Genomic DNA, 15,395 nt, shown 5'->3' with positions numbered 1-15,395 from the left:
GTTACCCGTTGGTCGGGAAGCCGAGGTTGACGCCACCGTGGCTCGGGTCGAGCCATCGGGAGGTGACGACCTTGCCCCGGGTGTAGAAGTGCACGCCCTCGGTGCCGTGGACGTGGGTGTCACCGAAGAGTGAGGACTTCCAGCCGCCGAAGCTGTAGAAGGCCATCGGCACCGGGATCGGCACGTTGATGCCGATCATGCCGACCTCCACCTCGTTCTGGAAGCGCCGGGCCGCGCCGCCGTCGTTGGTGAAGACCGCGGTGCCGTTGCCGAACTCGCCGCCGTTGATCAGCTCCAGGCCCTCCTCGTACGAGGAGACGCGGACGATCGCCAGGACCGGGCCGAAGATCTCCTCCCGGTGGACCCGGGAACCGGCGGGCACGTGGTCGAGGACCGTGGGGCCCAGCCAGAAGCCGGGGGTCTCCTGGGCGGCGCCGCCGCCCAGGACGGGGGTCAGACGGCCGTCCACGACGAGCTTCGCGCCCTCGGAGACGCCCAGGTCGAGGTAGGAGACGACCTTGTCGCGGTGGGCCCCGGTGACGAGGGGGCCCATCTGGGAGGCCGGGTCGTCGCCGGGGCCGACGGTCAGCGCGGAGACCCGGGAGACGATCCTGTCGACCAGCTCATCCCCGACCGGGTCCACGGCCAGCACCACGGAGATCGCCATGCAGCGCTCCCCCGCCGAACCGAAACCGGCCGACACCGCGGCGTCGGCGACGAGGTCGAGGTCGGCGTCGGGCAGGACCAGCATGTGGTTCTTGGCGCCGCCGAGCGCCTGGACCCGCTTGCCGTGGGCGGTGCCGGTCTCGTAGACGTACCTGGCGATGGGTGTGGACCCGACGAACGAGACCGCGCGCACGTCCGGGTGCTCCAGCAGCCGGTCCACCGCCACCTTGTCGCCCTGGACGACGCCGAAGACGCCGTCGGGCAGCCCTGCCTCCTTCCAGAGCGAGGCCATCAGCAGCGACGCCGAGGGGTCCTTCTCCGACGGCTTGAGGACGAAGGCGTTGCCCGCGGCGATCGCGATCGGGAACATCCACATCGGCACCATGGCCGGGAAGTTGAACGGGGTGATCCCGGCGACGACGCCCAGCGGCTGCCGGATCGAGTAGGAGTCGACCCGGGTGGAGACGCCCTCGGAGAAACCGCCCTTGAGCAGGTGCGGGATGCCGCAGGCGAACTCCACGACCTCCAGGCCCCTGGCGACCTCGCCCAGCGCGTCGGAGTGGACCTTGCCGTGCTCCTCCGAGATGAGGCGGGCGAGCTCGTCGCGGTTGGCGTACATCAGCTCACGGAAGCGGAACAGCACCTGCGAGCGCTTGACCAGCGAGGCGTCCCGCCACGCGGGCCAGGCCGCGACGGCGGCGGCCACGGCCGCGTCGACCTCGTCCACGGACGCGAGGTGGACCCGCCCGGAGACCTCTCCCGTCGCGGGGTCGAAGATCTCGGAGGTGCGGCCGGAGCCCTCTACGGGGCCGCCGCCGATCCAGTGGGTGACGTTCTTCACGAGGCGACCTCGGCGTTGATGGTCTCGAGCGCGCTGACGATGATCCCGAGTCCCTCGGCGGCTTCGTCGAGGGTGAGGGTGAGCGGCGGGGCCATCCGGAGCACGTTGCCCTTCAGGCCGCCCTTGCCCGCGAGCAGGCCGGACTTCCTGGTCTCCTCCATGAACCGGGCGGCGAGGGCCGGCGAGGGCTCGCCGGTCGCCGGGTCGACCAGCTCCACGGCGAACATCAGGCCCTTGCCGCGGACGTCGCCGACGATCGGCAGGCGCGGCGCGGCCTCGCGCAGCCCGTCGATGATCAGGGCGCCGGTCCTGGCGGCGTTCGCCTGCAGGTCGTGGTCGAGGACGTAGTCCAGGGTGGCGTTGGCGGCGGCCATGGAGATCGGGTTGCCGCCGAAGGTGGCCAGCCCGACCGCGTGGAGGCCGTCCATCAGGTCACCGCGGGCGACGACGCCTCCCACCGCGAAGCCGTTGCCCAGCCCCTTGGCGAAGGTCATCATGTCGGGCGTGACGCCGTGGTTCCGGATGCCGAAGAAGGCGGAGCCGGTGCGCCCCCAGCCGGTCTGCACCTCGTCGGAGACGAACAGGATGCCCTCGGCGTCGAGGACCTCCTTGTAGGCGGCGAACAGCCCGTCGGGGGCCATGGTGAAGCCGCCCACCCCCTGGATCGGCTCGGCGATCAGCGCCGCCACGTCGCCGGCGACGGCGGTGGAGAGCACGTGGCGCAGGTCGTCGACGCAGGCCGCGATGTAGTCCTCGTCGGACAGGCCGCGGAACTGGGTGAGGTGCCGGTCGGCGCCGTGCAGGAAGTGCACGTTCAGCGGTGACAGCGAGTTGTTCTTCCACGCGCGGTTGCTCGTGACGCTGACCGCCCCGAAGGAGCGGCCGTGGTAGCTCTGCCGCATGGCGAGCACCTGGTCGGACTTGCGCGCATAGGTCGCCAGCAACAGCGCGGTCTCGTTGGCCTCGGTGCCGGAGTTGGTGAAGAAGACCTTCGCGTCCGGGATGCCGGAGAGCCTGGCGATCTTCTCGGCCAGCTCCACCTGGCCGCGCAGCAGGTAGACCGTGGAGGTGTGCACCACGCCGGTGGCGATCTGCCGCTCGACGGCCTCCCGCACCTCGGGCACGTCGTACCCGATCATGTTGGTCAGGATCCCCGCGAAGAAGTCGAGGTAGCTCTTGCCCGACGCGTCGACGACACGGTTTCCCTTGCCCGAGACGATCTCGATGGGCTCGTCGTAGTAAAGGGCCAGCCAGTTGGGCATTACCGCGCGATGGCGCGCAAGGAGGTCCGACATACATCGAGTATCACCTCTCGATGCCACCGCTCATACCTGCAACATGTCGGGATGTTCGCGCCTAACCCATCACACTGTCAGGTCTCGCCGGCGCGGATCACCCTCCGTGAAAGGACTGTGCGGCTCACGCCCCGCGACGCGTCCCGTGCGGCTCGCGCCACGCGACGGATGGCGCGAGCCGCACAGGAGGGCCGGACGGAGCACCCCCCAGGTTCCCCGTCCGAGCTTCACCAGTCATGAGGCCGGGTGAGTCCAGCATCACCCATATTTCCTATCAAAACAACCTGAAATGCATGAATAATGGCCGGTTCTCATGGTCACCCGCCGCCGGGCACGCACGTGACGTACGTCGCCCGGCACCCGGAGCCGGGGCTTCACGGCCGGCCCCGGGCGTCGACGGCCCCCGGGCACGGCAACGACGTGCCGGCGGCCGGCCCGCCCGGGCGGGCCGGCCGCCGGCGGGCGAACGCACGGCATCGACGGCCTGGAGAACCGCTCAGCTCTCCGCTTTCACCAGGCCCGTGTCCGAACCGGCCCCGGGCACGGGCGCGGGTGCGGGGCGCAGCACCAGGAACGCCAGCGTGGCGGCGGCGAGGGTGAAGCCGACTCCCACCCAGGAGCCGAACGACATGGCCGAGACGAACGCCTCGCGCGCGGTCCCGATCAGCCCCGCGTCCCCCAGCCGCAGCGCCTCACCGATCGACTCGCGCGCGGTGGCCGGGGCGTCGGCGGGCATCGACGAGGTGTAGACCCCGGCCAGCACGCTGCCGAGCACGGCGATGCTCAGCGCCATGCCGACCTGCTGGACGGTGTCGTTGAGCGCCGACCCGACACCGGCGTGCGCGGGCGGCACCGCTCCCATCAGCGTCGCGTAGGCCGCGGGGCCCGCGAGACCGCCACCGATCCCCATGAGCATCAGACCGGTGATCAGCAGGCCGTACCCGGTGTCGGCGGTCATGAAGGCGAGTACCCCGAAACCGCCGGCCATCACGGCGAGACCGACGGCGACCAGCACCCGGTTGCTGACCTTCTGCCCCAGCCCTGCGCCGACCCCGTTGAACAGCGCGGCGGCCACGGCGTACGGCAGCAGCGCGAGACCGGCCTGCATGGGACCGTAGGCCAGCACGAACTGCAGGTACTGGGTGAGCATCAGCAGCAGCGCGCCCGTGCCGAACGACATCAGCACGATCGAGAACGACGCCCCGCTGAAGTTCCGGTTGCGGAACAGTTCGAGCGGGAGCATCGGGTGCCCCGATTTCAGCTCCCAGATCACGAACGCCGTCAGCGCGACCACCGCCACCCCGGCGGCGACCAGCGACTCCGCCGAGGTCCAGCCCGCGGTCGGCGCGGAGATGACCACGTAGACCAGGGCGCTCATGCCGACCGTGGACAGCACCACGCCGGCCGGGTCGAGCCTTCTCGCCGGACCGCGCGACTCGGGCATCAGCAGCGCCGCCGCGACCACGGCGACGACCGCGACCGGCACGTTGAGCAGGAAGATCGACCCCCACCAGTAGTGTTCGAGCAGGAAGCCGCCCAGTGTCGGACCGGCGATCACGCCGACCATCGCCACCGCGCTCCACGCGGCGATCGCCTTACGGCGCTCCTCCTCGTCGAAGACGGTGATCAGGATCGACAGGGTGCTCGGCATCAGGATGGAGCCGCCGACGCCCATCAGCGCGCGGGCGCCGATCAGGTGCCAGGGCTCGGTGACCAGCACGGCGAGCAGCGAGGCGCCGCCGAACAGCACCAGGCCGATGATCAGGAAGCGCTTGCGGCCGTAGCGGTCCGACAGGCTGCCCGAGGTGAGCAGCAACCCGGCGAAGACCAGGACGTAGGCGTCGATGATCCACTGGATGTCCGACGGGCTGGCTCCCAGGTCGACCATGAGAGCGGGGATCGCCAGGTTCAGGACGGTGTTGTCCACCACGAGGACCAGCAGGCTCAGGCAGAGCACTCCGAGGATCCACCAGCGCCTCGGATCGCGTTCGACTCGTACAGTGTTCGATTCCACTCGCACACTGTACGATAACCTCGAACAGCGTGCCATCGGATTTATGCTTGAACGGTGAAAGAGCACCTGGGCTCCGTCTGGACCCGCGAGCGGCGCACCGCGAAAAGCCCCACCCTCAGCCGCGCGCAGATCGTGCGCGCGGCGATGGAACTGCTCGACGCCGAGGGGCTGGACGCGCTGAGCATGCGCCGCCTGGGTGCCAGGCTCGGCTCGGGGACGACCAGCGTCTACTGGCACGTGGCCAACAAGGACGAGTTGCTCGAACTGGCCCTCGACGAGGTCTACGGCGAGTTCACCATTCTGGACGTCCAGGAGACCACCTGGCGCAACGCCGCCTCCTCCTTCGCGTACGGCATCCGCCAGGCGCTCTTCAGACACCCCTGGGTCATCAGTTTCATCGGGACGACCCCCGCCATCGGCCCCAACGCGATGCGGATGATGAGCGGTCTCCTCGCCACCTTCGACCACGCCGGGTTCCGCGGCCTCGACCAGGACTACGCCGCCTCGACGCTCATGGCCTACGTGTTCGGGGTCACCGCGCCCGAGCTCTCCTGGCGGTCCATGCTGGATCGGACGGGCCTCACCTCCAACGAGCTGAACGCGTCCATCCAGCCCACGCTGGAGAAGGCCGCGGCCGACCATCCGGAGCTGACCGCACGCTACGCCGAGTTCAGGCGCATGGACGTCGACACCGCGAGGGCGCTCAACTTCGAGTTCGGCCTGACCTGCCTCCTCGACGGCCTGGAGGCCCGCCTGAACCGCGCCGCGTCACCTCCGGCGTCGCGGGGCCGCCCGGAGCCGGGCACCCCGGCCGCCGGGGACGAGGCCGGCAGTGCCCCCGGGGGACGCCGGGGGTGAACCCGGGGGGGACGCCGGAGACGGTACGCGGACGGCGGCCGGCCCCCGCCCTCGCCCTAGATCTCCAGCCACCGCTGGATGCGGCGGAGCAGCTCCTGGGCGTCGACGGGTTTGGTGACGTAGTCGCTGGCCCCCGCGGACAGGGTCTTCTCCCGGTCGCCCTGCATGGCCTTGGCGGTCACCGCGATGATCGGCAGATCCGCGAAGTCGGCCATCTTGCGGATGGCGGCGGTCGCGGCGTAGCCGTCCATCTCCGGCATCATGATGTCCATCAGGACCAGGTCGATGTCCTCGTTGCGCGACAGGATCTCGATGCCCTTGCGGCCGTTCTCCGCGTAGAGGACCTGCATGCCGTGCAGCTCCAGGATGTTGGTGAGCGCGAAGACGTTGCGGACGTCGTCGTCGATGACCAGGACCTTCCTGTCCACCAGCACGGCGTCCGCCTCCTCCACCGGCTGCGGCCGCTCGTCGGGGCTGGCCTGCACCAGGGGCAGCACGTCGCCGGGCTCCGGCGCCGACAGGTGCAGGGTGATGCGCTCGCGCAGCTCGTCGAGGCTGGGCAGGCGCTCCAGCGGCTGGGTGTTGGACCGCCCCTTGAGGAGGTTCTCCTGCGGCCGGGTGAGCGTGCGGGTGTGGTGGGCGAGCACCGGCAGCCCGCGCAGCGCCGGGTCGTCGTCCAGCATGCGCAGGAAGTCGGCCGCCCCGTCCTGGCGCATGCCCAGGTCGAGCACGATGCAGTGGTGGTCGTCCGCGGCCAGGATCTCCAGGGCGGAGACCGGGTCGTTGGCGGTCGACACCTGGACGGGACCGTGCGTCTCGGGCAGGTCGGCCACGACGCTCTGGGCCAGCTGCGAGAGCAGCCCGTTGGGGCGGGACTCCACGACGAGCAGGCGCCGCCCGTCCGCCCCCGGGAATCTCTCGAGAGGCACGGCCACCGGCGCGGGATGCACCGGCGGGACCGGGGCGGACGCGGCGCCGAGGTCGCCTCCGATGCGCGCCTGGGCGGCGCCCGGGGTGAGGGCGGCGATCGGCAGGTAGAGGCTGAAGGTGCTGCCGGAGCCCAGAGCGCTGACCGCCCGGATCTCGCCGTTGAAGAGCGCGGCGATCTCGCGGCTGATGGACAGCCCCAGCCCGGTGCCGCCGTACTTGCGGCTGGTCGTGCCGTCGGCCTGCTGGAAGGCGTCGAAGATCTGGGAGAGGTTCTCCTCGGCGATGCCGATGCCGGTGTCGACGACCTGGAAGGCGAGCGCCTCCTGCCCGTACGCCCCCGGCAGGTTCATCGTGCCCACCCGCTCGATGCGGAGCTCCACCGAGCCCTTCTCGGTGAACTTCACCGCGTTGGAGAGCAGGTTCCGCAGCACCTGCCTGAGCCGCTGCTCGTCCATGAGCAGTTCCTCGGGCACGTCGGGGGCGACCACGACGTCGAACCGCAGCCCCTTCTCCGTGGTCAGCGGGCGGAAGGTGGCCTCGACGTAGTCCAGGAGCTGGCGCAGCGGCAGCGGCTCCAGGCTGATGTTCATCTTGCCCGCCTCGATCTTCGACAGGTCGAGGATGTCATTGATCAGCTGGAGCAGGTCGGTGCCCGCCGAGTGGATGACGTTGGCGTACTCCACCTGCTTGGCGGTGAGGTTGCGGGCCGGGTTCTGTGCCAGCAGCTGGGCCAGGATGAGCAGCGAGTTGAGCGGGGTGCGCAGCTCGTGGCTCATGTTGGCCAGGAACTCGCTCTTGTACTTGGAGGCCAGCGCGAGCTGCTTGGCCCGGTCCTCCAGCTCCTGCCGCGCCTGCTCGATCTCCCTGTTCTTCGTCTCGATGTCGTGGTTCTGCCGGACCAGCAGCTCCGCCTTCTCCTCCAGCTCGGCATTGGAGCGCTGCAGCTCCTCCTGCCCGACCTGGAGCTCGGTCGCGAGGCGCTGCGACTCGGTGAGCAGGGAGTCGGTACGGGCGTTGGCGACGATCGTGTTGACGTTGACGCCGATGGTCTCCACCAGCTGCTCCAGGAAGGCCCGGTGCACCTGGGTGAAGCGGTTGAGACTGGCCAGCTCGATCACCCCGAGGACCTGGTCCTCGACGATGATCGGCAGCACGATGAGGTTGACCGGGCCGGCCGCTCCCAGGCTCGAGGAGACGGTGATGTATCCGGCGGCGATGTCCTCGACCAGGATGGACCGCTTGGCCACGGCGGCCTGTCCCACCAGGGAGTCCCCGAAGAAGTGGCGGCGGGCGGTCTCCCGGTGGCCGTAGCAGCCGACCACCCGCAGCTCCGAGCCGTCCGGCTTCTCCTCCGCGAGCAGGAACGTGCCGTGCTGGGCGGAGACCAGCGGGGCCAGCTCGTTCATCACCAGCTCGGCCACGACGGCGAGGTCGCGGTGGCCCTGCATCAGCCCGGAGATGCGGGCCAGGTTCGACTTGAGCCAGTCCTGCTCCTGGTTGGCCAGGGTGGTCTCGCGCAGCGACTTCACCATGGAGTTGATGTTGTCCTTGAGCTCGGCCACCTCGCCCGAGGCGTCGACGGTGATCGAGCGGGTGAGGTCGCCCGAGGTCACCGCGCTGGTCACCTCGGCGATCGCGCGCACCTGGCGGGTCAGGTTTCCGGCCAGCTCGTTGACGTTCTCCGTCAGCCGCTTCCAGGTGCCGGACACGCCCTCGACCTCGGCCTGCCCGCCCAGCCGCCCCTCGCTGCCGACCTCGCGGGCCACCCGGGTGACCTCCGCGGCGAACGACGACAGCTGGTCGACCATCGTGTTGATGGTGGTCTTCAGCTCCAGGATCTCGCCCCGGGCGTCCACGTCGATCTTCTTGGTCAGGTCGCCCTGCGCGACCGCCGTGGTGACCTGCGCGATGTTGCGCACCTGGTTGGTCAGGTTGTTGGCCATCGAGTTGACGTTGTCGGTGAGGTCCTTCCACGTGCCGGCCACGTTGGGCACGCGCGCCTGGCCGCCCAGCTCGCCCTCGGTGCCGACCTCGCGGGCCACCCGGGTCACCTCGTCGGCGAACGCGCTCAGCGTGTCGACCATGGTGTTGATGGTCTGGGCGAGCGCGGCGACCTCGCCCTTCGCCTCGACGGTGATCTTCTGCGACAGGTCGCCGCGGGCGACCGCCGTGGTGACCTGCGCGATGCTCCGCACCTGGCTGGTCAGGTTGTTGGCCATCGAGTTGACGTTGTCGGTGAGGTCCTTCCACGTACCGGAGACCCCTCGCACGGTGGCCTGGCCGCCGAGGTTGCCCTCGGTGCCGACCTCGCGGGCCACCCGCGTCACCTCGTCGGCGAAGGCCGAGAGCTGGTCGACCATCGTGTTGATGGTCTCCTTCAGCTCCATGATCTCGCCGCGGGCGTCGACCCGGATCTTCTGCGACAGGTCGCCCTTGGCCACCGCCGTGGTGACCTGCGCGATGCTCCGCACCTGGGCGGTGAGGTTGTCGGCCATGACGTTCACCGACTCGGTCAGCGCCTTCCAGGTGCCCGAGACACCCTTGACGTCGGCCTGGCCGCCCAGCCTGCCGTCGGTGCCCACCTCGCGGGCCACCCGCGTCACCTCGTCGGCGAACGACGACAGCTGGTCCACCATCGTGTTCAGCGTGTTCTTCAGCTCCAGGATCTCGCCCCGCGCCGAGACCGTGATCTTCTGCGACAGGTCGCCGCGGGCGACGGCGGTGGCCACCTGCGAGATGTTGCGCACCTGGTCGGTGAGGTTGCCCGCCATGTAGTTGACGGAGTCGGTGAGGTCGCGCCAGGTGCCCGAGACGCCCTTGACGTCGGCCTGCCCGCCCAGCCTGCCGTCGGTGCCCACCTCGCGGGCCACCCGCGTCACCTCGTCGGCGAACGACGACAGCTGGTCCACCATCGTGTTGATGGTGTTCTTCAGCTCCAGGATCTCGCCCCGGGCGTCCACGGTGATCTTCTGTGACAGGTCGCCCTTCGCCACCGCCGTGGTGACCTGCGCGATGCTGCGCACCTGGTCGGTGAGGTTGCCCGCCATGAAGTTGACGGAGTCGGTGAGGTCGCGCCAGGTGCCGGCGACGCCGGTCACCTCCGCCTGCCCGCCCAGCCTGCCCTCGGTGCCCACCTCGCGGGCCACCCGCGTCACCTCGTCGGCGAACGACGACAGCTGGTCCACCATCGTGTTCAGCGTGTTCTTCAGCTCCAGGATCTCACCGCGCACGTCCACGGTGATCTTCTGCGACAGGTCGCCGGTGGCGACCGCGGTCGCGACCTGGGCGATGTCGCGCACCTGGTCGGTGAGGTTGCCCGCCATGGCGTTCACCGAGTCGGTGAGGTCCTTCCAGGTGCCCGAGACGCCCGGCACCTCGGCCTGCCCGCCCAGCTGCCCCTCGGTGCCCACCTCGCGGGCCACCCTCGTCACCTCGGAGGTGAACAGCGACAGCTGGTCCACCATCCCGTTGAAGACGGTGGCGATCTCCTGCAGCAGCCCGTCGCCGTCCTCGGGCAGATGCGTGCCGAAGTCGCCGTCGCGCACCGCGGTCAGGCCCGCCAGGAGCTGCCGGAGATCGAGCTCCTCCACGCCTGAAGCGCCCTTCGTGGCCCTGCTCCGCACCGTGCCGGCGGTCTCAACCATGTCCACCATCGCGCCCCTCGGCCGTAAAAGGTGAGGTAATCCTAGGCGGGCGAAAAGCGACCGGGAAACGGGGGAACGGGGGCATACGGGCGAGAAGGCGGAAGGGAAACGGGCGAGGGGCAAACAGGCTGTAAAGTACATGCCACTCGCGCTTACATGCTGATCGGATATTCTTGGCGGGTGCTCCCTACTGTCGCCGACGTCCTCGCTCTGGACACCGTCCGCCGGGGCAACCCACGGGTCGTGGCGGGAGCCGACCGGCTGGACAGCCGGGTGCGCTGGGTGCACGTGGGCGAGGTCACCGACATCGCGCACCTGCTGCGCGGCGGCGAACTCGTGCTCACCACCGGCATAGCGCTGCCCGACGACCCCGGCAAGCTGGCCGACTACATCGCCGAGCTGGTCGCCGTGGGCACGTCGGGGCTGATCGTGGAGCTGGGCCGCAAGTTCATCGGCGAGTTGCCCGGTGCCGTGGTCCGCGCCGCCGAGGATCACGGCCTTCCCCTGGTCACCCTGGCCAGGGAGACACCGTTCGTGCAGATCACCGAGTCGGTGCACGCCCGGATCATCGACGCCCAGCTGGAGGAGCTTCGCGCCTCCGAGCAGCTGCACGAGGTCTTCACCGAGCTGTCCGTCGAGGGCGCCTCTCCCGCGGAGGTCCTCGGCCAGGTCACCCGGCTGTCCGGCTACCCGGCACTGCTGGAGAACCTCGCGCACCAGGTGCTGGCCTGCGAGACCGCCGGGCGCGACACCGGATCGCTGCTGGCGGGCTGGGAGACCCGCTCCCGCGCGGTCGCCCCCGACCTGCGCACCGCCTACGACGCGACCTCCGGCTGGCTGGTCACCATGGTCGGCGCGCGGGGCCAGGACTGGGGCCGCCTGATCCTGCTCTGCGACACGGAGCCGGGGCCACGCGACATCGTGCTCGCCGAGCGCGCCGCGACCACTCTCGCCCTGGGCCGCCTGCTGGAGCGCCACCAGGAGTCACTGGAACGCCAGGCGCACGGCACGATCATCACCGGCATCCTGACCCACGCGTACGCCGACCCCGAGGAGGCCGCGGCGCGCGCCCGCGCGGTCGGTGTGCCGCTCACCGGCCGCAAGCTCGTCAGCGTGGTGCTCCGCCTGGCCGAGCCGGCGGAGAATCCACCCGACGGCCAGGAGCAGCTCGCCCGGCTGGGCGAGCTGGCGGACGCGGCCTCCGCCGCCTGCCGCGAGGCCCGCCTTCCCGCCCTGATCGGCGCACTGGACCAGAACCGGGTCGGCGTCCTGCTTCCCCTGCCGCCGCGCGTCCTGCCCGAGTCCGCGCTGACCACGCTCTCCGACCACCTTCGCGTCGCCTTCACGACCCCCTTCGTCCTCGCCGCCGGCTCCGTGGTCGAGTCGGTCCGCGACGTACGGAGGAGTTTCCTGGAGGCCGAGCAGGTCGCCGACGTCGCCGTCAGGCAGCCCGACGGCCGCCCCTTCTACCGGCTGCCCGACCTCCGCCTGAGGGGTCTGCTCCATCTTCTGCGCGACGACGCCCGGCTGCAGACCTTCGCCGAGCGCGAGCTCGGCCCGCTGCTCGCCTACGACGCCCAGCGCGGCGGCGATCTCACCAGGATCCTGCGGGTCTATCTCGACGCGGGCCGCAACAAGGCCGTCGCCGCCCAGCGGGCCCACCTGTCCCGGCCCGCCTTCTACGACCGCCTCCGTAGGCTGGAGCGCGTCCTCGACACCGATCTGGACGATGTCGAATCCTGTCTCTCCCTCCATGTCGCCCTCCTGGCGCTGGAGTCCTTCCGAAGAGACAGCCCCCGTTCCTGAAAGGCCCCCATGACCGAGATCTTCGTCCCCGAGACCGCCGATCTGTCCCGGATGGTCACCGCCGCCGGGGCGTTCTCCGTCCCCACCGACGACGTACGGCTGTCACCCGGCGAACTGGAGCCCCACCAGATCCTGGCGGGCTCCCCGCGCGTCTCGTCGATCGAGCTGTGGTCCTCGCCGGACGGTAAGCAGAGCCGGGGCATCTGGGAGATCACGCCGGGCACGGTGACCGATGTGGAACGTGACGAGATGTTCGTGGTCCTGTCCGGCCGCGCCACGCTGGAGGTCGACGGCGGCGCCACCCTGGAGCTCGTCCCCGGGTCGGTCTGCCTGCTCGCCGAAGGCGCCAAGACCGTCTGGATCGTCCACGAGACCCTGCGCAAGGTGTATCACTGCGTGGGCTGACCCGCATCGGGGACCCGGGTCGTACGGCGCCTCGACGCCGTACGACCCGCGGATGTCCGGCCGCCGTCCGCGATCACCGTTTTCGTGGTGACCGCGTCTCGCCGGCCTGTCGGTCCGTTCCCCGCCCTGTCACGTGAGGCCCCCGCGAAGCCATACGGCTCCTCGAAGGGATGCGGCCCCTCGCGGTCGTGCGGACTGCCGAAGGTGCACGGTTCTCGAAGTCGTGCGGTGACCTCCGCGGACTCTCCGTGACTCAGCGGGATTCTTCTCTCAGGACGCTTCCGGGCTTCCCCGCGACCGGACCCGCCTGAATCGATGGTGTCCGGTTAACCGTGTCTGTCGGACGCGGTGTCCATGCGGACGTGGTCGACGGGATCGTCCGCGCAGATGTGGAGATCCCAGCGGCGCGGACGCGTCAGGATCGCTCCGAGGATGACACCGAGGAACACACTTGCGGTGATCACGATGAGAACGCTCAGCCCCATGACGGCTGCCTCTCGTAAAGATGTGCCGCTTGATCTGAGGAAATGCGGCCTACCGCACCGTAGCGCCGCTTTCCCGCCCGCGTGGCGAAACATCCGGGGACTAATCCTTATTGACCAGGCCTATCGGCCCATTGACCCGGCCCATTGACTCGGCCGAGGCCTTCACGGGTATGCGAATTCCTCTTCGCCGATCCCCTCCGGCCACACGGTCTCGCGTGAGTAATGACACTTTCTTGGGATGTTTCGCGTGTTTCGCTCCCCTGCACCCGTGGATCTCGGCACGATGGTGCACGAAGTCGGAGACCAACGGGGAGAGATGCACATGTCGCGACACCTTGTCGCTGGATTGACGGCCCTGACACTCACCGCCGTGGCGATTCCCGCCGCGGCGGAGCAGGCGAGTTCGGGGTTTCCCTCCTCCGCGTTCCCGCTGGGCGTGAGCATGGCCCCGGTGAAGAACCAGCAGAGCGTGGCGCCAGGAATTACCCTTTTCAGTGTGAAACACGGCAAATCCACCCAAGGATGGACAGTTTCCGCTCTTATGCCCAACGGGCATGATGCCGGTTCCCTTGTCACCGCACAGACGGTGGCCCAGGCGGTGGAGGCCGCGGGATTCACTCCCGAGATCCTGAAGGTCGTGCAGCCCGCCGCCTCGGACGCGCCGGCCGTGGAGCGTTACATGGTCCGGACCGGCCTCTGGTCGTTCGGCCAGCGGGCCAAGGCCGACAAGGTCGTGAAGGAGCTCAAGGAGTTCGACGTCCGGGCCAAGACCGACTATCTCGGTGACGACGGCACCGAGACCACCGGCCCCTGGGACATGCGCGTGCTGATGGTCAACCCGAAGGTGTTCAGGGGGTCCTTCAAGACCAGCGTCGGCAAGAGCGTGGCCAAGCGTGAGAGCACCAGCTCGATGTCGAAGCTGACCGGTGCCATCGCCGGGGTCAACGGCGGCTTCTTCAACATCCACACGGCCAAGGCGCTGCAGGGCGACCCGGTCGGCGTGTCCGTCGTGGGCGGCAGGCTCCTCAGCGAGGCCGTGCCCGGCCGTAGCGGTCTCGTCATCACCCAGGGCCGCAAGGCACGGATCACCGAGCTGAAGACGACGGTCACCGCGATCTCCTCCGACGGGACGAAGACCGAGGTCAACGGCATCAACCGAGCCGCCGGGGCCGAAGAGCTCGTCCTCTACACCGAGGAGTTCGGCGGCAAGACGGCCGCCGACGGCGGCATCGAGGTCGTCGTCGACGCCGCCCAGGGCAAGGTCATCAAGGTTCGCCAGGCCGGCGGCATCGTCGCCCGGGGCACCTACCTCCTCCACGGCACCGGCCTCATGGCCGTCTGGCTCCAGGAACACGCGCAGGGAACCTGGATGAAGGTGGACAACAAGGTCATCGACCTGCGTACCCAGCGGGCCATACCGCTCACCCCGGAGACACACGTCATGGGTGGCGGGGTCGGGCTGGTCAGGAACGGGCGGGTACGCATCACCGCGGCGGCCGACGGACACGCCTCGATCAACATGATGCTCCGGCGCCACCCGCGCACGATGGTCGGTATCGACAAGTCGGGCGGGCTGATCCTGGCCACCGTCGACGGGCGCAACCCGGGCGTCGCCGTGGGCGCCTCGATGGTGGAGGCGGCCCAGCTGATGCGGTGGCTGGGAGCCAAGCAGGCCATCAACTTCGACGGTGGCGGCTCCAGCGTGATGGTCGTCGGTCACAAGGCCGTGAACCGGCCTTCGGACGGAGCGGAGCGGACCGTGGGCGACGGTCTCTTCATCACGCCCTGACGAGCGGTGATCAAACGGAGAAGCCCCGGCCCTTCTGGGCCGGGGCTTCTCCGTTGTCCAGGGCTCTCGTTCGTCCGGGATTCTTGTTCACAGCGCTCCCGGTCATCGGGGTTCCCGGTTAACGGGCTTCCGATTACGAGGTCGTCTTTCCGGCACCCGGGGCGACCTCGGGAAGACCGGTGAACTCCAGAGAGCCCCGTAAAAAGATCGCGAGAAGCCTGATCGCGAGAGGACCGTGAGCGGGCCATGAGCAAGGCCGTGAGCGGGCCCTGAGCGGGCCGTGAGCGGGAAGAACCCGTGAAAGCATGAAGGCCCCCACCGTTGGTGGGGGCCTTCAAAAGATTGTCCGGCGGTGACCTACTCTCCCACACCGTCCCCGGTGCAGTACCATCGGCGCTGAAGAGCTTAACTTCCGGGTTCGGAATGTAACCGGGTGTTTCCCCTTCGCCATAACCGCCGTAACCCTATGAAACACACAAACACTGTTTGTTGTCTCAGAATTGCGTAGTGGACGCGAGCAAGACCTTGGTCTGGCGCTGCTCCGGACCCGGCGAAGGGACAGAGCGCTGCACAGACCAAGCATGTTGCTTTGTGGTCAAGTCCTCGGCCTATTAGTACTGGTCAGCTCCACACATTACTGCGCTTCCACTTCCAGCCTATCA

Annotated in this window: 9 protein-coding genes and 1 rRNA gene; 4 read left to right on the top strand and 6 right to left on the bottom strand. The window is 69.3% G+C overall.

Features of this window, described 5'->3' with window-relative positions; genetic code table 11:
- Position 1 precedes the first annotated feature (1 nt).
- From ACTOQ3_RS09095 to ACTOQ3_RS09085, 3 genes are all read right to left on the bottom strand, one after another.
- The gene (locus ACTOQ3_RS09095; protein ID WP_440082913.1) at positions 2-1,507 is read right to left on the bottom strand and encodes a CoA-acylating methylmalonate-semialdehyde dehydrogenase; all 1,506 of its coding nucleotides are present in this window, start codon (positions 1,505-1,507) and stop codon (positions 2-4) included.
- Positions 1,504-2,802, bottom strand: coding sequence for an aspartate aminotransferase family protein (locus ACTOQ3_RS09090; protein ID WP_440082912.1), 1,299 nt, complete (start codon positions 2,800-2,802; stop codon positions 1,504-1,506). Before ACTOQ3_RS09090 ends, ACTOQ3_RS09095 begins: the two co-directional genes overlap by 4 nt.
- 496 nt (positions 2,803-3,298) lie before the next feature.
- On the bottom strand, positions 3,299-4,816 hold the full coding sequence (locus tag ACTOQ3_RS09085) for an MFS transporter (RefSeq protein ID WP_440082911.1): 1,518 nt from the start codon (positions 4,814-4,816) through the stop codon (positions 3,299-3,301).
- Between the two features lie 54 nt (positions 4,817-4,870).
- Between ACTOQ3_RS09085 and ACTOQ3_RS09080 the strand changes: the two genes are divergently transcribed.
- Complete coding sequence (locus ACTOQ3_RS09080) at positions 4,871-5,674, top strand: TetR/AcrR family transcriptional regulator (protein WP_440082910.1); 804 nt, start codon at positions 4,871-4,873, stop codon at positions 5,672-5,674.
- 56 nt (positions 5,675-5,730) lie between these two features.
- On the opposite strand, the gene ACTOQ3_RS09075 is transcribed toward ACTOQ3_RS09080, so the two are convergent.
- Positions 5,731-10,248: a HAMP domain-containing protein gene (locus tag ACTOQ3_RS09075; RefSeq protein ID WP_440082909.1), complete on the bottom strand. Its 4,518-nt coding sequence runs from the start codon at positions 10,246-10,248 to the stop codon at positions 5,731-5,733.
- A 180-nt stretch (positions 10,249-10,428) separates the two neighbouring features.
- Between ACTOQ3_RS09075 and ACTOQ3_RS09070 the strand changes: the two genes are divergently transcribed.
- Positions 10,429-12,054 carry a PucR family transcriptional regulator gene (locus ACTOQ3_RS09070; RefSeq protein ID WP_440082908.1) on the top strand — a complete coding sequence of 542 codons (1,626 nt, stop codon included), beginning with the start codon at positions 10,429-10,431 and terminating at the stop codon, positions 12,052-12,054.
- A 9-nt stretch (positions 12,055-12,063) separates the two neighbouring features.
- Complete coding sequence (locus ACTOQ3_RS09065; RefSeq protein ID WP_440082907.1) at positions 12,064-12,459, top strand: cupin domain-containing protein; 396 nt, start codon at positions 12,064-12,066, stop codon at positions 12,457-12,459.
- 326 nt (positions 12,460-12,785) lie between these two features.
- Here ACTOQ3_RS09065 and ACTOQ3_RS09060 read toward each other — a convergent pair whose 3' ends face one another.
- Entirely contained in the window at positions 12,786-12,923 is a 138-nt protein-coding gene (locus ACTOQ3_RS09060) for a hypothetical protein (RefSeq protein ID WP_440082906.1), read from the bottom strand.
- Between the two features lie 562 nt (positions 12,924-13,485).
- Here ACTOQ3_RS09060 and ACTOQ3_RS09055 point away from each other — a divergent pair.
- Positions 13,486-14,733, top strand: a complete 1,248-nt coding sequence (locus tag ACTOQ3_RS09055; RefSeq protein ID WP_440082905.1) for a phosphodiester glycosidase family protein — start codon at positions 13,486-13,488, stop codon at positions 14,731-14,733.
- 344 nt (positions 14,734-15,077) lie between these two features.
- On the opposite strand, the gene rrf is transcribed toward ACTOQ3_RS09055, so the two are convergent.
- Positions 15,078-15,194 (bottom strand): 5S ribosomal RNA (rrf, locus tag ACTOQ3_RS09050).
- Positions 15,195-15,395 lie beyond the last annotated feature (201 nt).

This window comes from Streptosporangium sp. LJ11 (genome assembly GCF_051918945.1).
Lineage (GTDB): Bacteria > Actinomycetota > Actinomycetes > Streptosporangiales > Streptosporangiaceae > Streptosporangium.
This window is presented reverse-complemented; position numbering and strand designations above follow the sequence as displayed.